This window comes from Aquabacter sediminis (assembly GCF_028863665.1).
Classification (GTDB): Bacteria; Pseudomonadota; Alphaproteobacteria; order Rhizobiales; family Xanthobacteraceae; genus L1I39.
Genome location: NZ_JARBFX010000002.1, coordinates 304,188 through 321,790, shown reverse-complemented (window position 1 = coordinate 321,790; position 17,603 = coordinate 304,188). Strand labels below are relative to the sequence as shown.

At 69.5% G+C, this 17,603-nt stretch carries 16 protein-coding genes; 11 read left to right on the top strand and 5 right to left on the bottom strand.

The window, feature by feature from the left end; genetic code table 11:
• Positions 1-8 precede the first annotated feature (8 nt).
• Genes PV781_RS04465 through cobJ form a run of 7 tightly spaced genes read left to right on the top strand, consistent with a single transcriptional unit; the run spans position 9 to position 7,956 of the window.
• On the top strand, positions 9-359 hold the full coding sequence (locus PV781_RS04465) for a DUF1636 domain-containing protein (RefSeq protein WP_274774420.1): 351 nt from the start codon (positions 9-11) through the stop codon (positions 357-359).
• Between the two features lie 12 nt (positions 360-371).
• A complete protein-coding gene (cobW, locus tag PV781_RS04460) occupies positions 372-1,436 on the top strand; it encodes a cobalamin biosynthesis protein CobW (protein ID WP_274774419.1) in 1,065 nt (354 codons plus the stop codon).
• A gap of 3 nt (positions 1,437-1,439) precedes the next feature.
• Positions 1,440-4,691: a cobaltochelatase subunit CobN gene (gene cobN / locus PV781_RS04455; RefSeq protein WP_274774418.1), complete on the top strand. Its 3,252-nt coding sequence runs from the start codon at positions 1,440-1,442 to the stop codon at positions 4,689-4,691.
• Positions 4,688-5,854, top strand: a complete 1,167-nt coding sequence (gene cobG / locus PV781_RS04450) for a precorrin-3B synthase (protein ID WP_274774417.1) — start codon at positions 4,688-4,690, stop codon at positions 5,852-5,854. Before cobN ends, cobG begins: the two co-directional genes overlap by 4 nt.
• Positions 5,854-6,483, top strand: coding sequence for a precorrin-8X methylmutase (locus PV781_RS04445; RefSeq protein WP_274774416.1), 630 nt, complete (start codon positions 5,854-5,856; stop codon positions 6,481-6,483). Before cobG ends, PV781_RS04445 begins: the two co-directional genes overlap by 1 nt.
• Before the next feature lie 10 nt (positions 6,484-6,493).
• Positions 6,494-7,225, top strand: a complete 732-nt coding sequence (locus PV781_RS04440) for a precorrin-2 C(20)-methyltransferase (RefSeq protein WP_274774415.1) — start codon at positions 6,494-6,496, stop codon at positions 7,223-7,225.
• Complete coding sequence (gene cobJ / locus PV781_RS04435; RefSeq protein WP_274774414.1) at positions 7,222-7,956, top strand: precorrin-3B C(17)-methyltransferase; 735 nt, start codon at positions 7,222-7,224, stop codon at positions 7,954-7,956. Before PV781_RS04440 ends, cobJ begins: the two co-directional genes overlap by 4 nt.
• On the opposite strand, the gene PV781_RS04430 is transcribed toward cobJ, so the two are convergent.
• Complete coding sequence (locus tag PV781_RS04430; RefSeq protein WP_274774413.1) at positions 7,932-8,717, bottom strand: cobalt-precorrin-6A reductase; 786 nt, start codon at positions 8,715-8,717, stop codon at positions 7,932-7,934. The two genes, cobJ and PV781_RS04430, sit on opposite strands and share 25 nt — an antisense overlap.
• Between PV781_RS04430 and cbiE the strand changes: the two genes are divergently transcribed.
• The 4 genes from cbiE to cobF are packed head-to-tail and all read left to right on the top strand — an operon-like array spanning position 8,716 to position 12,836.
• Positions 8,716-9,903 (top strand): precorrin-6y C5,15-methyltransferase (decarboxylating) subunit CbiE, encoded by a 1,188-nt coding sequence (gene cbiE / locus PV781_RS04425; RefSeq protein ID WP_274774412.1) that lies wholly within the window; start codon positions 8,716-8,718, stop codon positions 9,901-9,903. The two genes, PV781_RS04430 and cbiE, sit on opposite strands and share 2 nt — an antisense overlap.
• 16 nt (positions 9,904-9,919) lie before the next feature.
• Positions 9,920-10,702: a precorrin-4 C(11)-methyltransferase gene (gene cobM / locus PV781_RS04420; RefSeq protein ID WP_274774411.1), complete on the top strand. Its 783-nt coding sequence runs from the start codon at positions 9,920-9,922 to the stop codon at positions 10,700-10,702.
• Positions 10,702-12,021: a cobyrinic acid a,c-diamide synthase CobB gene (locus tag PV781_RS04415; protein ID WP_274774410.1), complete on the top strand. Its 1,320-nt coding sequence runs from the start codon at positions 10,702-10,704 to the stop codon at positions 12,019-12,021. The genes cobM and PV781_RS04415 overlap by 1 nt, the downstream gene beginning before the upstream one ends.
• The gene (gene cobF / locus PV781_RS04410) at positions 12,018-12,836 is read left to right on the top strand and encodes a precorrin-6A synthase (deacetylating) (protein ID WP_274774409.1); all 819 of its coding nucleotides are present in this window, start codon (positions 12,018-12,020) and stop codon (positions 12,834-12,836) included. The genes PV781_RS04415 and cobF overlap by 4 nt, the downstream gene beginning before the upstream one ends.
• Here cobF and cbiB read toward each other — a convergent pair.
• From cbiB to PV781_RS04390, 4 genes are all read right to left on the bottom strand, one after another.
• Complete coding sequence (gene cbiB / locus PV781_RS04405) at positions 12,789-13,745, bottom strand: adenosylcobinamide-phosphate synthase CbiB (protein ID WP_274774676.1); 957 nt, start codon at positions 13,743-13,745, stop codon at positions 12,789-12,791. The genes cobF and cbiB overlap by 48 nt on opposite strands.
• Positions 13,746-13,930: 185 nt before the next feature.
• A complete protein-coding gene (gene guaA, locus PV781_RS04400) occupies positions 13,931-15,478 on the bottom strand; it encodes a glutamine-hydrolyzing GMP synthase (protein WP_274774408.1) in 1,548 nt (515 codons plus the stop codon).
• A gap of 121 nt (positions 15,479-15,599) precedes the next feature.
• Positions 15,600-16,901 carry an RsmB/NOP family class I SAM-dependent RNA methyltransferase gene (locus PV781_RS04395; RefSeq protein WP_274774407.1) on the bottom strand — a complete coding sequence of 434 codons (1,302 nt, stop codon included), beginning with the start codon at positions 16,899-16,901 and terminating at the stop codon, positions 15,600-15,602.
• A complete protein-coding gene (locus PV781_RS04390; protein WP_274774406.1) occupies positions 16,898-17,572 on the bottom strand; it encodes a 5'-methylthioadenosine/S-adenosylhomocysteine nucleosidase in 675 nt (224 codons plus the stop codon). Before PV781_RS04390 ends, PV781_RS04395 begins: the two co-directional genes overlap by 4 nt.
• Positions 17,573-17,603 lie beyond the last annotated feature (31 nt).

Genomic DNA, 17,603 nt, shown 5'->3' with positions numbered 1-17,603 from the left:
GAACAGGCATGTCTGTCACGCTGAACGTCTGCATCACCTGCCGCGCCGGCGAGGTCCAGGTGGAGGGCCAGTCCTGCGCCGGCCGCCGCCTGCATGACGCCCTGCTGGCCGAAGACTGCCCGCAGGGGGTGCGCATCGTGCCGGTGGAGTGCCTGTCCGCCTGCCCGCGCGGTGCGGCGGTGGCGTTCTCCTCCCCCGGCCGTTGGACCTATGTCTATGGCGACATGGGGGAAATCGACGCGCCCGTGCTGCTGGCCGCCGCCGCCGCCTATGGCGGGACGCCGGATGGCCTCGTGCCGTGGCGGGAGCGTGCCGAGATCATCCGCAAGCGGTCCATCGCCCGCGTGCCGCCTCTTTAGGATTGATGAGTCATGACTGACCGTGCCGCCGCCGACCTTGCCAAAATCCCCGTGACGGTCATCACGGGCTTCCTGGGATCGGGCAAGACGACGCTGATCCGGCACCTCATGGCCAATGCCAACGGGCGCCGATTTGCCATTCTGGTCAATGAGTTCGGGACGGTGGGCGTGGATGGGGAGATCCTGAAGTCCTGCGCCGACGAGGCCTGTCCGGCGGAAAACATCATCGAGCTCGCCAATGGCTGCATCTGCTGCACGGTGGCCGATGACTTCGTGCCGACCATCGAGCGCCTGATGGCGCTGCCCCGTCGGCCGGACCACATCCTCATCGAAACCTCGGGCCTTGCCTTGCCCAAGCCGCTCCTGAAGGCCTTCGAGTGGCCGCCCATCCGCTCCCGCATCACGGTGGATGGCGTAATCGCCTTGGCGGACGCCGAGGCGGTGGCCGCCGGCCGCTTCGCGCCGGACGAGGAAGCCGTTGCGGCACAAAGGGAAGCGGACGCCAGCATCGACCACGAGACGCCTCTGTCCGAGGTGTTCGAGGACCAACTGGCCTGCGCAGATCTCGTCCTCCTCACCAAGGCGGACCTGGCTGGCGAAGAGGGCCTCGCCGCCGCCCGCGCGGTGATCGAGCGCGAGCTGCCGCGCCCGCTGCCGCTCATTCCCGTGACCGATGGGGCCGTCGATCCCCGCATCATTCTGGGCCTCGATGCCCAGGCCGAGAACGACCTCGCGGCGCGCCCCAGCCATCATGACGGCGAGGACGAGCACGATCACGAGGACTTTGAATCAGCTGTCATAACCTTGCCGGAAATCGAGGCGCCAGAAGCGCTTGCGGAGGCGGTGCGGCGGCTGGCCCGCGAGCATCAGGTGCTGCGGGTGAAGGGCTATGTGGCGGTGACCGGCAAGCCCATGCGCCTTCTCGTCCAGGCGGTGGGGGAGCGCGTGCGCTGGCAATATGACCGGCCGTGGGGGACCGATGCGCGGGTCGCCCGCCTCGTCTGTATCGCCGAACATGACCATGTGGATCCCGCCGCCTTCGCGCGCGTGCTCGGCGGGACACCGGTGGAGGCCTGATCGTTGCACGTCGTCTTCCGCGAGCGCCATGGGCTGGAGGAAGCCGACGTTCCGCAGGATCTCGGCCAGAGCCCGGCCGATCTCGTGGTCCTCTCCTATTCCGACAGTGATCTCGGCGCCTTCGCGGCCGGGTGGAAGCGGGCAGGGGGCCGTCTTCCGACGCTGCGGCTGGCGAACCTCGTGGCGCTTCGCCATCCCATCTCGGTGGACACCTATGTGGAGCGCACCCTCTCCGGCGCGCGGGCCATCCTGGTGCGGCTCATCGGCGGGGAGCCCTATTGGGCCTATGGCCTCGCCAGCGTGAACCGCCTGGCGCGGGAGCGGGGCCTGGTCCTTGCCGTTCTGCCTGCCGATGGCCGCCCGGACGCGCGGCTCGACGCCCTTTCCACGGTGCCGGTGCCCATCCTGCGGCACGTGTCGCGCCTTTGCGAGGCTGGCGGGGCGGTCGCGGCACAGAAGGCGCTGGCCGTGCTGGCGGAAGCCGCGGGCCTTCCCGCCGGGCCAGTGGAGGGCACAACGGAGGTTCCGGACTGGGGCTTTTATGATCCAGAACAAGGCGTTGTGCCGGAGCCGGACTGGCGGACCGGGCGGGTGGCGCTCGTCGCCTTCTACCGCTCCTATTTCACCGCCGCCGATACCGGCCCCGTGGATGCGCTGATCCGCGAACTCAAGGCGGCAGGCCTTGCGGCGATTGGCGTTTTCGCCCCGTCCCTTAAGGCGCCGGGCGTGCGGACCTGGCTGGACGAGGTCACCGACCGGGCGCGCCCATCGGTCATCGTCAACGCAACCGCCTTCTCGGCGATCGGCGAGGACGGCCGTGCCGCCTTCGACCGCGCCCAATGCCCGGTCTTCCAGGTGGCTCTCTCCACCGCCCGTCGCAAGGAATGGCGGGAGGCGGAGCGGGGGCTCTCCCCGGCGGACCTTGCCATGCATGTGGTGCTGCCGGAGGTGGATGGGCGGCTCTTTTCCGGCGTCGTTTCCTTCAAGTCGCCGGGGCGGCGCGACCAGGATCTGCAATATTCCCGCTTCTCCCACCGGGCCGAGGGCGAGCGTGTCTCTGCCGCGGTGCAGCGCATCCTGGCGTGGGAGAAGCTTGCCCGCGCGCCGTCTCACGCGCGCCGGCTTGCGGTGGTGCTCTCCACCTATCCCGGTCGCGCCTTCCAGATGGCCCATGCCGTGGGGCTCGACACGCTCGCTTCCACGCGGGCTTTGCTCGATGACCTCGCCGCCGCCGGCTATGGCGCGACGCCGCCTGAGAAGCCGCTGGAGCATCTCGCGGATGCTGTCCTGTCCTGGCCCGTGGCGGCGTATCTGGACGCGCTGGCTTGCCTGCCCGATCCGCTGCGCGAAAGCCTCGCATCCGCATGGGGAGAGCCGGAGACGGATCCGGCGGTGCAAGACGGCGCCTTCCATTTCCACGCCATGACAGCGGGCGAGGTGCTGGTGGCGCTCCAGCCCGAGCGGGGGTCGGTCGCCTCACGGGAGGGCGACTATCACGATCTGAGCCGCACCCCCCGCCATGCCTATGTGGCCTTCTACCTTTGGCTTCGCTCGCTTGGCCTTCATGCCCTCATCCATATGGGAGCCCACGGCACGCTGGAATGGCTGCCGGGGAAGGCGGTGGCGTTGTCGTCCGAGTGCTGGCCGGAGGCACTCATCGGCGCGCTGCCGGTGATTTATCCCTTCATCGTCAACGATCCTGGAGAAGCGGCACAGGCCAAGCGCCGCATTGGCGCGGTGACGCTGGGCCACCTGCCGCCGCCGCTGGTGGACGCCGAAGTGCCCGAGGGCCTGGCGCGTCTCGAGCGCCTCCTGGACGAATATGCCAATGCGGATGGGTTGGACCCCGCTCGCCGCGCGCGCCTGATCGCCGACGTGCGCGACGAGGCGCGGGCGGCGGGCGTGGAGGACGATCTCGGACTTCCCCGTGATGCGAGCGCGGCGGAGGCCATCACCCGTATCGATCGGTTCGTCTGCGACATCAAGGAAAGCCAGTTGGGTCAGGGCCTGCATGTCTTCGGCCAAGGTCCCTGCGGTGGGCAGGAAAGGGATGGCCTGCTGGCCGCCCTCGATGGGCGGCGGGTAGAGCCGGGGCCGGCCGGCTCGCCCTATCGTGGCCGGCGGGACGTGCTGCCGACGGGGCGCAATCTCTACTCGGTGGATCCCCGCGGCATTCCCACCCCCAACGCCCATGCGGCCGGCGTGAAGATGGCCGAAGAAGTGCTGCGCCGGCATTTGCAGGACCATGGCGACTGGCCGCGCGGCCTGGTGGTGGATTTGTGGGGGTCGGCCACCATGCGCACCGCTGGCGAGGACTTCGCCATGGCGCTGCATCTGGCCGGCGTGAAACCGTCTTGGGACCATGGCAGCGGACGGGTGACGGGCTTCGAGATTCTGGCCCCCGCTCTGCTTGGACGACCGCGCATTGCCGTCACCTTGCGCATCTCCGGCCTGTTTCGCGATGTGTTCCCAGGGCTTGGCCAGCTCTTCCAAGCGGCGACCGAAGCCTTGGCGGCGCGGGACGAGCCCGCCGACGAAAATCCCTATCGCCAAAGCGAGCCTCGCGTTTTCTGCCCGCGCCCCGGCCAATATGGAGCCGGCATGGACCTCGCCTTCGGCGATTTCTCCGACGAAGCGCGTGCGGCTGCCGGGGAGGCCTGGCTGAAGGCCTCTTCCTATGCACTCGGCCGCGATGGCACTGCCACCGCCGACCGGGCGGCGCTTGAGCGGCGGTTGCTGGCCTCCGATGCCTTCGTCCATGCCCAGGACCTTCCGGAAACCGACCTGCTCCTGGCTGCCGACTATGCCGTGCATGAAGCGGGCTTCGCGGCGGCGCTGTCCCGGCTATCGGAGGGCGCGGCTGCGCCGGCCCTCTATCATCTGGACGTGACCCGGCCCGAGGCGCCCCGCGCCCGAACCTTGACCGAGGAAGTGGCCCGCGTGGTGCGCGCCCGCGCCGCCAATCCGGCCTGGGCGGACGGCATGATGGCGCATGGCTTCCGGGGCGCCGCCGAAATTGCCGCAACCCTTGACCATATGGCCGCTTTCGCCCATCTCGCCGGGGTCGTACCGTCGCACCTGTTCGATCTCTACCACGAGGCCACCATTGGCCGCCCCGAAGTGACTGCGTTCATGGCCCGCGAGAACCCTGCCGCCCTTGAGGCCCTGCGCGCGCTCTTCCTGCGCCTGCGGGATGCGGGCCTTTGGGCGACGCGCCGCAATTCCATTGCCGCCAGCCTGGAGGCGGCGCCGTGAGCGCGTCCTTTGAGATCAAGGGCTGGTGCCCCGGCGCGCTGCGTCCCATGGAGAGCGGTGACGGCCTCGTGGTGCGCGTGCGGCCCCATGGCGGGTGCCTTTCGCCCGCGCAGGCAAGGTCTATCGCGCAGGGCGCGCGGCTTCATGGGAATGGGCTCATCGACCTGACCTCCCGCGCCAATTTGCAGATCCGGGGCGTCCGGCCGCACAGCCATCTGCCGCTGCTTCAGGCCCTGGCCGCCCACGGCCTCATCGATGGGGACCCGGCGCTGGAAGCGCGCCGGAACATCATCGTCACGCCCCTTGGCGCGGGCGAGGCGCGGACGCAGACGCTGGAGCTCGCCCGCCGGCTGGAGGCGGGGCTGGCGCAGGGGCCGGATCTTCCCGGCAAGTTCGGCTTTGCGGTGGACACCGCCGCCACGCGCGTCCTGGCCACGGCGCCGGCCGACATCCGCATTGAGCGCGACGCGGCCGGCTATCTGCTGGTGCGGGCTGAGGGGGCGGCCACTGGCGTCTGCGCCGACGCCTCGACCGCAGTGGAATTCGCCTTGCGCATGGCACGCTGGTTCGTGGCCAGTGGCGGCGTGGTGGTGGGCCGCGGGCGCATGGCGCGTCATCTGGCCGCCGGTGCCCGGCTCGATCCCGCGCTCTCCGGCGATGCACGGCCGGCGCAGGTCACTCTGCCCATGGTCGGTCCGTGCGGCGAGGGGGTGCTCGTGGGCGCCGCCTTCGGGCAATTGGAGGCGCAGGTCCTCGACACCCTGGCGCAGCTCGGGCGTGAGATCCGCGTCACCCCTTGGCGCATGCTGCTTGTGGTCGGGGCGAAGGATGTTCCAGCCATTGAAGGCCTCACGCTGACGCCGGGCGACCCGCTTCTCGCGGTCAGCGCCTGTTCCGGCGCCCCGGCGTGCCCCCAGGCGCTCGCGCCGACCCGCCATCTCGCCCGTCATCTGGCGCCGTTCGTGCCGCCGGGACGTCATCTTCATGTCTCCGGCTGCGCCAAGGGCTGCGCGCGGCAGGAAGCGGCCCCCTTCACCCTTTGCGCGACGTCGTCCGGCTTCGACCTCATCCTGGAGGGCAACGCCCGCAGCGTGCCGGCCCGGTCTGGCTTGAGCGAGGCCGCCATCCGCGCCAACCCCCATTCCCTCTTCGAGCCTGCCTGATGCCGCACCTTTTTGAAACCGACGGGGCGCGCATCTATGCCCAGTCCTTCGCCATCATCCGAGCCGAGGCGGAGCTTGAGCGCTTCTCGCCCGCCGAGGAGCCCGTGGCGGTGCGCATGATCCATGCGGCGGGGCTGGTGGACCTGGCCCCCTTCATCCGCTTCACCCCCACCTTCGCGGAGGAAGCCCGGGCGGCGCTGGAAGCTGGCGCGCCCATTCTGTGCGACGCGCGCATGGTTTCGGAGGGCATTACCCGTGCCCGCCTGCCGGCCGGCAATGAGATCATCTGCACGCTGCACGCCCCGTCCGTGCCGGACCTTGCCCGCACGCTGTCCACCACGCGCAGTGCCGCCGCGCTTGAATTGTGGCGGCCGAAACTGAATGGCGCGGTGGTGGCCATCGGCAATGCCCCGACCGCCTTGTTTCACCTTTTGAACATGCTGGAGGATCCCGCCTGCCCCCGGCCGGCGGCCATTATCGGCTGTCCGGTCGGCTTCGTGGGGGCGGCGGAATCCAAGGCCGCGCTCATGGCCGCCCCGCCGGTGCCGGCGCTGATCGTGGAGGGGCGTATGGGCGGTTCGGCCATCACGGTGGCGGCGGTCAATGCGCTCGCCAGCGCCAAGGAATAAGGAGGCCGGCATGGGTAAGGTGATTTGTGCCGGCCTTGGACCGGGTGATCCCGATTTGATGAGCGTGCGCGCCCATCGAGCGGTGTCCGGTGCGCGCCGCATCGCCTACTTCCGCAAGAAGGGTCGGGCGGGCAATGCGCGGCGCATCGTGGAGGGCCTGCTGGCCCCGGGGTGCGCGGAATATCCCATGGAATATCCCGTCACCACGGAGATCCCGTTCGACGATCCACGCTACGTGGATGCCCTTGCCACGTTCTACGACCAGTGGGCCGCGCGCCTTGCCGATCTGGCTGAGGATGGCGACGTGGTGGTGCTGTGCGAGGGCGACCCCTTCTTCTACGGCTCTTTCATGCATGTCTTTATCCGCCTGCAGGGGCGGGTGGAGCTGGAGGTCATCCCCGGCATCACCGGCATGGCGGGATGCTGGAACGTGGCCGATCTGCCTTTCACCTGGGGCGATGACGTCTGCACCGTTCTGATGGGCACTCTGCCGGAGGAGACCCTTGCGCGGCACATGGCGCAGGCTGATGCCATCGTCGTGATGAAGACCGGCCGCAACCTGCCCAAGGTGCGGCGCGCCCTGGAAAAGGCGGGGCGCCTTGGGGAAGCCCTGCTGATCGAGCGCGGCACCATGCCGGGCGAGCGGGTGCTGCGCCTGAAGGATGCCGACGTGGTGGACTGCCCCTATTTCGCGACCGTCCTGGTGGCGGGCAATGGCCGGCGGCCCATGGTGGCGGAATGAGCGGCTCCCTGCGCATTGTCGGGCTCGGCCCCGGCGCGCCGGACCTGCTCACCCCGCAGGCGGAGGCGGCGCTTGAGGTCGCCACCGATGTCTACGGCTATGCGCCCTATGTGGCCCGCGTGACCGAGCGGGAGGGGCGTGTGCGCCACGCTTCCGACAATGGCGAGGAATTGAAGCGGGCGCGGGCGGCGCTGGAGGCTGCGGCGCAGGGGCGGCATGCGGTGATCGTCTCGGGGGGCGATCCTGGCGTGTTCGCCATGGCGGCGGCAGTCTTCGAGGCTTTGGAGGATGCGCCGGACTGGCGGGACCTCGACATTGCCGTGGTGCCTGGGATCACGGCCATGCTGGCGGCGGCCGCGGCGGTCGGCGCGCCGCTGGGGCATGACTTCTGCGCGATCAACCTGTCGGACAATCTCAAATCCTGGTCGGTGATCGAGCGGCGGCTGCGCCTTGCAGCGGAGGCGGATTTCGCCATCGCCCTCTACAATCCCCGTTCCAAGGCGCGGCCCGATGCGCTGGGCACAGCCTTTGGCGTGCTGCAAGAAGCCGGCGCCGGGGAGCGGCTGGTGATGCTCGTGCGCGATGCCAGTCGGCCCGGCGAGAGCATCAGCATTGCGCCCCTCCAAGACACCGATCCCCTCCAGGTGGACATGCGCACACTGGTCATCATCGGCAGCTCGGCCACCCGGCAGGTGGGCCGCTGGGTCTATACGCCGAGGCGCGCGCCATGATCGCCCATCAGCCAGGCGAGCGCCTCGTCCACCGTCTCGGCGCGCGGGCGTGGCGGAATGGGGGGGCGGGCGATCATCGTCACGGGCAGGCCGAGTTGGCGCGCCGCGTTGATCTTCGCGCCGGCTTGCGGGCCGCCTGCATTCTTGGAGACCACCCAGGAAATGCGGTGCGCCCGCATCAAGGCGAGGTCCTCCTCCAGGCTGAATGGCCCGCGGGAAGCGATGATGTGATGGTCTGGCAAAGGCGGGGGCGAGCGGGGCGCTTCCACCATGCGCAGCAGATAGTAATGCTGGGGGCGGGTCGCGAAGGCGGCGATGTTCTGGCGCCCGATGGCCAGGAAAACCCGGTGCGGCGCCTCGGGCAGGTCGGCCACCGCCTGCGCGATGTCCTCCACCGGACGCCAGAGGTCGCCGGGCTGCGCCTGCCAGGCTTGGCGCTCCAAAGCCAGGAGTGGGATGCCCGTTTCGGCGGCGGCCGCCACCGCATTGCGGCTCATGCCGGCGGCGAAGGGGTGTGTGGCGTCAACCATGTGCGTGATGCCTGCCGCGCGCAGATAGGCGACGAGCCCTTCCACGCCGCCGAACCCGCCGACGCGCGTGGGGAGCGGCTGGGGAATGGGCGCGTCCGTGCGCCCCGCATAGGAGAAGACCGCGTCCACGCCCCGCGCCGCCAGGACCGCCGCCAGCCGGCTGGCTTCCGACGTGCCGCCCAGCAGCAGGACGCGCATCGTCTTATTGTTTTCCAGGCCCGGTGATCCCATGCAGCCCTGGCTCTCCCTCATCGGCATTGGCGAAGATGGCCTTTCCGGCCTCAGCGCCGCAAGCCGCGCCGCATTGGACGAGGCGGATATCGTATTCGGCGGCCCCCGTCACTTGGCCATTGCTGGCGTGGGGGAGCGGGGGCGGCCTTGGCCATTGCCGTTTTCCGTCGCGCCGGTGCTGGAGGCGAGGGGAAAGAAGGTTGCGGTGCTCGCCTCGGGCGACCCCTTCTGGTTTGGCGTCGGGGGCACTTTGGCGGCAAATCTCGACCCCTCCGAGTGGCGGGCCTTTCCCGCTCCGTCCACCTTTTCCCTGATCGCCGCGCGCCTGGGCTGGAGGCTGGAGGAGACGGCATGCCTGGGTCTCCATGCCGCCCCCTTCGCGCGGCTTCGCCCGCATCTGCTCGAGGGCGCGCGCCTCATCTGCCTGGTGCGGGATGGCGCGGCGGTGCGGGCGCTGGGGACGTACCTTGCGGAGCAGGGATTTGGCGAGAGCCGTGCCCATCTTTGCGCCGCGCTGGGCGGGCCGAACGAGGAGGTGACCGGCTTCACGGCCGCCGATCTCGCCACCACCCAGGCGGGGACCTTGGTGGCGGTGGCGCTTGACCTGCGCGGCGGACGCGGCCCCATCCGGGCCAGCGGCTTGCCGGATGACGCGTTCCTGCACGATGGCCAGATCACCAAGCGGCCGGTCCGCGCCCTGACGCTCTCCGCCCTGGCGCCGCGCCGGGGCGAGCAGCTATGGGACATCGGCTCGGGCTCGGGCTCCATCTCCATCGAGTGGCTGCTGGCGACTGGACCGGGCGGACGGGCTATCGCCATCGAGCCGCGCCCCGACCGCGCGGCCACCATCGCCCGCAATGGCCGCGCGTTCGGGGTGGAGGATGGCCTTCAGGTGGTGGAGGGTCGGGCGCCGGAGGTCCTGGCCGGGCTGTCCTTGCCGCAGGCGGTCTTCATTGGCGGGGGTGGCAGCGCGCCGGTTCTGGAGACCCTCTGGTCCCTCTTGCCGGCCGGGACCCGCATCGTCGCCAATGGGGTGACGCTGGAGACCGAGATGCTCCTCGCGGACTGGTCCGCCCGCCACGGCGGAACGCTCTTGCGGATCGAATTGGCTCAGGCCCAGCCGCTCGGCGGCATGCGCGGCTGGACGCCCACACGCCCCATCGTGCAATGGAGCGTCGTGCGATGAGCGGGGAGGGGCGGGCATGACGGTGCATTTCATCGGCGCCGGGCCGGGTGCGCCCGACCTGATCACGCTGCGAGGCCGCGATCTCATCGCGGGGAGCCCGGTCTGCCTGTATGCGGGCTCCCTGGTGCCGGAAGGCGTACTTGCGCATTGTCCGCCGGGCGCGCGGATCGTGAATACCGCGCCCTTGTCGCTGGACGAGATCATTGCCGAAATGGCGAAGGCCCATGCCCAAGGGCAGGACGTGGCCCGGCTACATTCCGGAGACCTGTCCGTCTGGTCCGCCATGGGCGAGCAGGTGCGCCGCCTGGAGGCGCTGGGCATTCCCTTTGATGTCACGCCCGGCGTACCCTCCTTTGCCGCCGCCGCCGCCGTGCTGCGGGCGGAGCTGACCTTGCCGGGCCTCGCGCAATCCGTGGTGCTCACCCGCACCACCGGCCGCGCCACGGCCATGCCGGAAAGCGAGAACCTCGCCGCCTTTGCCGCCACCGGCGCGGTGATGGCCGTTCACCTCTCCATTCATGCGCTTGAGCGGGTGGTCGCGGAGCTTCTCCCCCATTATGGGGAAGACTGTCCCGCGGCGATCGTCTGGCGGGCCAGCTGGCCGGATGAAAGGGTGGTGCGCGGCACGCTGGCCACCCTGGTCGCACAGGCGGGGGAGGGGCTCGACCGTACGGCGCTCATCCTGGTGGGCCGGACGCTGGGGACGGCCGCGTTTGGCGAAAGCCGGCTCTATGCGGACGACTATGACAGACGTTACCGGCCGCGCGGCACTAATCCGCGCTTTCCGGAGACCGAGTGATGCGTCAACTCCCGCCCGGGCTCCTCATCGCCGCCCCCAGCACCGGCTCCGGCAAGACCACGGTGAGCCTTGGCCTTGCCCGCGCGCTGACCCGGCGCGGGCTCAAGGTGCAGCCCTTCAAGTGCGGGCCGGACTATATCGACCCCGCCTTCCACCGTGCGGCAACGGGTAACGCCTCTTTCAACCTGGACAGCTGGTCGATGCCGGCGGCGCTTCTTGAGGCGCTGCTCGCCCGAGGGGGGGGGGCGGACCTTGCGCTTGCCGAAGGATCCATGGGCCTGTTCGACGGGGTGAAGGCGGAGGGCGCGCTCGGCACGGGGGCGAGCGCCGACATTGCCGCTCTTGCCGGATGGCCGGTTCTACTGGTGCTCGATTGCTCCGGCCAGGCGCAGACCGCCGCCGCCGTGGCTTGCGGCCTCGCGCGGTTTCGGGACGACGTGGCGGTTGCCGGGGTCATCCTGAACCGGGTGGCCAGCGCGCGCCACGGGGACCTGCTGCGCCATGGCTTCGAGGGCACGGGGATCACGGTCCTGGGAAGCCTGCCGCGCCGGGACGCGGTTGCACTGCCAGAACGCCATCTCGGCCTCGTCCAGGCAGAGGAAATGGACGCTCTGGATGCCATCCTGGAGGGTCTCGCCGACTTGGTTGACACGCATGTGGACCTGGACGCGGTGCTGCGTGCCGCCTCGGCGCGGGCGCAGCCGGTGGGCTCTACCGCGGGCCTTTCGCCGCCTCCGGGCCAGCGCATCGCCCTGGCGCGGGATGCGGCCTTTTCCTTCGTCTATCCCCATGTGCTGGAGGGATGGCGCAGCGCCGGCGCCGAAATCCTCCCGTTTTCTCCCCTCGCCGATGAAGGGCCGGACCCGACTGCTGATGTGGCCTGGCTGCCCGGTGGCTATCCCGAACTGCATGCGGGGCGGATCTCATCGGCCGGGAACTTTCTGACGGGCGTCCGATCGTTCGCCGCGACGCGTCCCGTCCATGGCGAGTGCGGCGGCTACATGGTGCTGGGCGACGCCCTGGTGGACAAGGAGGGCCTGCGCCACCCCATGCTCGGGCTTCTTGGCCTCGTGACCTCCTATCAGCAGCGCAAGATGCACCTGGGCTACCGCGTGGCCGAGCTTCTCGCCCCTATGCCGGGCTACGGCGCGGGCGGGCGTCTGCGGGGACACGAATTTCACTATTCCACCATCCTCGCCCAGCCCGACGCTCCGCTTGCCGCGGTCACGGACGCCGGCGGCTTGGCCGTGCCCGAAACCGGCTCGCGCCGGGGCCTTGTGAGTGGCTCCTTCTTCCACCTGGTGTCGGAGGCCCCATGACGCCGTTGGACGATGCCCGGCAGGTTGAGTTGATGCTCATTGGCATCGGCACCGGCGATCCCGACCATCTGACACTGGGGGCCGTGAAGGCGCTGAAATCCGCCGATCTCATCCTGGTACCCCTCAAGGGGCGGCAGAAGGCCGATCTGGCTGACGTTCGGCGCGCCATCCTGGCCGAGCATGTCACCGACCCCGCCGTCCGCATCGCCGAATTCCAGATGCCGGTGCGCGATGCGGCGGGGGATTATCGCGATGGCGTCGAGCGTTGGCATGATGCCATCGCGGACGCTTGGCGACGGGAGATGGAGGCGGGCCTCCAGGGGCGGGGAGGGCGCGTGGCGCTTCTGGTCTGGGGCGATCCGTCACTTTACGACAGCACGCTGCGCATTGCTGAGCGTCTGTCTGCGCTCATGCCGTTGCGCGTCACAGTGGTGCCGGGCCTCACCTCCATGCAGCTTCTCACCGCTGCCCATTGCCTGCCGCTCAACGAGATCGGTGCGTCCGTCCTCATCACGACAGGTCGGCAATTGCGCACGGCCGGCTGGCCCGAGTGCTCCGACACGCTGGTGGTGATGCTGGACGGGGAAACCTCGTTCCAGACCTTGCAGCCGGAAGGGGTGGAGATCTGGTGGGGGGCCTATCTTGGCCTGCCGCAGCAAATGCTCCTGGCGGGGCCGCTTGCAGAGATGGCCCCTCGGATCGTGGCGGAACGCCGCGCCGCGCGCGAACGCAACGGCTGGATCATGGACATCTATCTTCTGCGCCGCTCAGGCCGCGCTCATCAGGCCAATGGTGGCGAGCAGGGCGGCGCCTAGACCCATGGCGATCACGTAGAGACGCAGGGCACGACTGAGGTCCACGGGTGCGGGGTCGGGCGCCGCGCCATTGAGCCACGGCTCGTCCGCGACCTCGCCATGATAGATGCGCGGGCCGGCGAGCCGCACGCCGAGCGCGCCGGCCATGGCGGCCTCCGGATAGCCCGCATTGGGTGAGCGATGGCGATGGCCGTCGCGTATCATGATCGCAAGGGCGTGGACCGGGCGCGGGGAGGCGAGGGCGAGCAGCAGACCGGTCAGGCGGGCGGGGATGAGATTGACGACATCATCGAGCCGGGCCGAGGCCCAGCCGAACGCCTCGTGGCGCTCGGTGCGGTGGCCGACCATGGAATCCAGCGTGTTGATCGCCTTGTAGGCCGCAATGCCCGGCAGCCCCAGAACCGCTCCCCAGAAGAGCGGCGCCACCACGCCGTCGGACGTGTTCTCCGCCAGGCTCTCCATGGCCGCCCTGGCGACACCCGCTTCGTCGAGCACGCTCACGTCGCGCCCCACTATATTGGCCACAGCTTGACGCCCTGCACTCAAGTCTCCTTGGCACAGGGGACGGGCCACTGCAGCCACGTGGTCATAAAGCGACCTTGTCGCCACCAGGGGCCAGGCGGCAAGCCCCGCCAGCCCGACGCCCACCCAGGTCCAGTCCGCCAGTTTGATGATCAGGACTTGCAGGAGCCAAGCGGGAAGGGCAGCGATAAGCACGGTCACGCTCAGCGTCAAAACGCCCATCATCCGCCGCCGGGCCGGCCTGCCCGTGTTCAGTCGGTCATCAAGGGCCGAAACCAGGCGACCCAGCCAGGTGACTGGGTGGCCAATCCGGGCATACAGGCCCTGCGGCCAGCCGAGCAGGGCATCAGCCAGAAGTGCGGCAAGCATGGCAAGGGGGAACACGATAGGCTCCGGGAGCGACTTTCCGCTCTTCTATCTGCCCCCCGAGCCGACGTCAGGATTTTTTGCACGGGCATCCTGACGTTGCCTGACTTCTTTCCAGCGCTGGGTTCGGCCGATTGGACCTGCCCTTTCAGGACTCCCGCCGAGCGGCCCCCGTCTCGGCCTGCAACTTACTTGGATGGCGGAAATCACTCCCACTCGATGGTTCCCGGCGGCTTGGATGTCACGTCGTAGACCACGCGGTTGATGCCGCGCACCTCGTTGATGATGCGGGTGGCGGTGCGGCCGAGGAAGGTCATGTCGAAGGGATAGAAGTCGGCGGTCATGCCGTCGACGGAGGTCACGGCGCGCAAGGCGAGGACGTGGTCATAGGTGCGCCCATCGCCCATGACGCCCACCGTGCGCACGGGGAGCAGTACGGCGAAGGCCTGCCAGATCACGTCATAGAGGCCAGCGGCGCGGATCTCTTCCAGATAGATGGCGTCCGCCTGGCGCAGGATGTCCAGCTTTTCGGGAGTGATCTCGCCGGGGCAGCGGATGGCCAGCCCCGGGCCCGGGAAGGGGTGGCGCCCGACGAAGCTCTCCGGCAGGCCGAGCTCCCGGCCGAGCGCGCGCACCTCGTCCTTGAACAGGTCGCGCAGGGGCTCCACCAGCTTCATGTTCATGCGGGCGGGCAGGCCGCCCACATTGTGGTGGCTCTTGATGGTGACCGATGGGCCGCCGGTGAAGGAGACGCTCTCGATCACATCCGGATAGAGCGTGCCCTGGGCGAGGAAATCGGCGCCGCCCACCTTCTTGGCCTCGGCCTCGAACACGTCGATGAAAAGCCGGCCGATGGTCTTGCGCTTGGCTTCCGGGTCGGTGACGCCGGACAGCTCCCGCAGGAACAGCTCGGAGGCGTCCGCGTGCACCAGGGGAATGTTGTAGGTGTTGCGGAACAGGGAGACCACCTGCTCGGCCTCGCCAAGGCGCATCAGGCCGTGGTCCACGAACACGCAGGTGAGCTGGTCGCCAATGGCCTCGTGGATCAGCACGGCGGCCACGGCGGAATCCACGCCGCCGGAAAGGCCGCAAATCACCCGGCCGGAGCCCACCTGGGCGCGGATGCGGGCCATGGCCTCCTGCTTGAAGGCGCCCATGGTCCAGGTGCCTTCGAGGCCGGCGATGCGGCGCACGAAGTTGCGCAGGAGCTTCGCGCCGTCGGGCGTGTGCACCACCTCGGGGTGGAACTGCACGGCGTAATAGTTGCGGCCCTCATCGGCGATGGCCGCAAAGGGCGCATTCTCGGAGGTGGCGATGGCCTCGAAGCCCTGGGGGAGGGCGGTGACGCGGTCGCCATGGCTCATCCACACCAGATAACGCTGGCCCGGTTGCCACACACCCTCGAACAGGCGGCTCGCCTTCTTCACCTCAACTTCGGCGCGGCCGAATTCCCGATGATGGCCGCCTTCGACCTTGCCGCCCAACTGGTCAGCCATGGCCTGCTCGCCATAGCAGATGCCGAGCACGGGAATGCCGGCCTCGAAAACCTCCTGCGGGGCGCGGGGGCTCTCGCCCTCAATGACGGAGGCCGGGCCGCCGGACAGGATCACCGCCTTGGGCTTCAGGCGCGCGAAGGCTTCGGACGACTTCTGGAACGGCACAACCTCGGAATAGACGCCTTCCTCGCGCACGCGCCGGGCAATCAGCTGGGTGACCTGGCTGCCGAAGTCGATGATGAGGACGGTGTCTTGCATGGCGCGGTTTTCCAAGAGGCGAAGGTGCCGTCTCTTTAGTCGCAAAGCGTCCAAACCGGAAGCCGTCGCCCGCATGGCTCCCGCGCAGCGAAGGGGGGCCTCACGGACCCCCCAGGCAAGATCAGCCGGCGCGGCGCAGGATGCTAACGAAGAAGCCGTCGGTGCGGGTGCGGCGCGGCGTCATCAGCAGGCCTTCGGCAGATGCGAGAGCCGTCTCGCGCAGCGAAAGGCCCGGCTGGCCGAGGGCCAGGACCGTTTCCACGGCTGGCACCACGGCAAAGTCCGGCTGCTGGTCCAGGAAGCGGCGGATCTGCGCGCCATTCTCGTCGTCCAGCACCGAGCAGGTCACATAAGCCAGGCGCCCGCCGGGTCGCACATAGCGGGCGGCGCTCGCGAGGATGCTGGCTTGGTCGCGGACCCGCTCATCCAGGGCGCCCGGCCGCATCCGCCACTTGGCGTCGGGATTCCGGCGCCATGTTCCGGTACCCGTGCAGGGGGCGTCCACCAGCACCAGATCCATCTTGCCGGCGAGGTCGCCGAGGACATCGGCTGGTCCACGCGGGGCGCGCACCTGCACGTTGCGCACGCCGGCACGCTCCAGGCGCTCATGCATGGGCTTCAGGCGGCGCACATCGGAATCATGCGCGTAGATCTGGCCCTTATTGTCCATGAGGGCGGCCAGCTCCAGCGTCTTGCCACCCGCGCCGGCGCATAGGTCCAGCACTTGCGAGCCCGGGATGGGCGCTGCGAGGATGGCGGCGATCTGCGAACCCTCGTCTTGCACTTCCAAGCCACCCTTCAGGAAGATGGGCTCGGAGGTCACCGGCGGTGTCTTGCCTTCCGCGTCGAGGGCGATCCGCAGGGCCAAGGGCGACCAGCCGGTGCGCTCGGGATTGAGATGGCCAAGCGCCTCCAGCACCTCCTCGGGGCGGGCGCGCAAGGTGTTCACGCGAAGGTCCAGCGGCGCACGGGCCGCGAGCGCCCGGCCCTCGGCGATGCGGGCCTCGCCGAACATGGAGGCGAGCTGCGGGTCCAGCCATTGGGGATAGTCGCCCTGCACCCAAGGGGCGGCACCGTCCAGGGAAGGAGTGGCGAGGCGGGCGCGCTCGTCCTCCGAAAGCGGAGCGGGGGCGAAACGGCCGCCGTCGCAGAACTGTTCGATGACGGCAAGGTCGAGGCCGCGCATCACCGCGAGCATGCCGAGCACCAGCGCGCGCGGGGCGTCGGATCCCATCACATGAGCCGCCGAAGCGCGCCGGCGCAAGGTATCGAACACAATCCCGCCAATGGCGGCGCGGTCGCCGGAGCCGGCGAAGCGATGGGAGACGCCCCAATCCTTCAGGCAATCAATGGCCGGGCGGCGGCGCGCGGCGAGGTCGGCCAGGATTTCCATGGCGGCCGACAGGCGGGCGGAAGGGGTCACGCGGTTTCTCCGGAAGCGGGGGCGAGGAGGCGGAACCGGCCCGCGGTCACCTCGCTCTCAAACAAGTCGAGCGCCGCGGCAAGGCGCTCGTCGATGATATGCAGGTACTCGGTCCAGTCTTCGTAGCGCGTCAGTTCCGACTTGCCGTCGCTGATGCCGCGCAGGCCGACGACCGGCACGCGGAACCGATGGGCCGCGCGCAGGACCGCAAACGTCTCCATGTCCACCATGTCGGCGGCGATGGCATCATAGGCCGCCCCGGAAATGATGGCGCCGCCCGTGGAAAGCGAGGCTGCAGGCACGCCTTCGAACTGGTGCGGAACGGGGATGACCGCGGGATGGTCGGCGAAGGGCGTGAGCCCCCGCTCGAACCCGAGCGCGGAGGCGTCCATGTCTCGATAGGAGACGCTGGCCACCTGGTAGACGCCCGCATGCTCGAGGACGCGCGAGCCGGCCGAACCCAGCGTGAAGATCAGGTCGGGCAGGTCGTCCCGATGCCGCAGGCCGGCAAGTGCCATGGCGGTGGCGGCTGCGGCCTCCACGGGGCCGACACCGGTCATGAGCGGGTCGATCCGCGCCTGCAGATGCGGCCCATACTCCGCCCGCGCGGCCATCGCGAACATGACATTGAGGCCGCCGACGGACCGCACATGGCGGCGGGGATCATCCATGGTCCAGCCTCCATTGGAAAAGCTGGCGCTT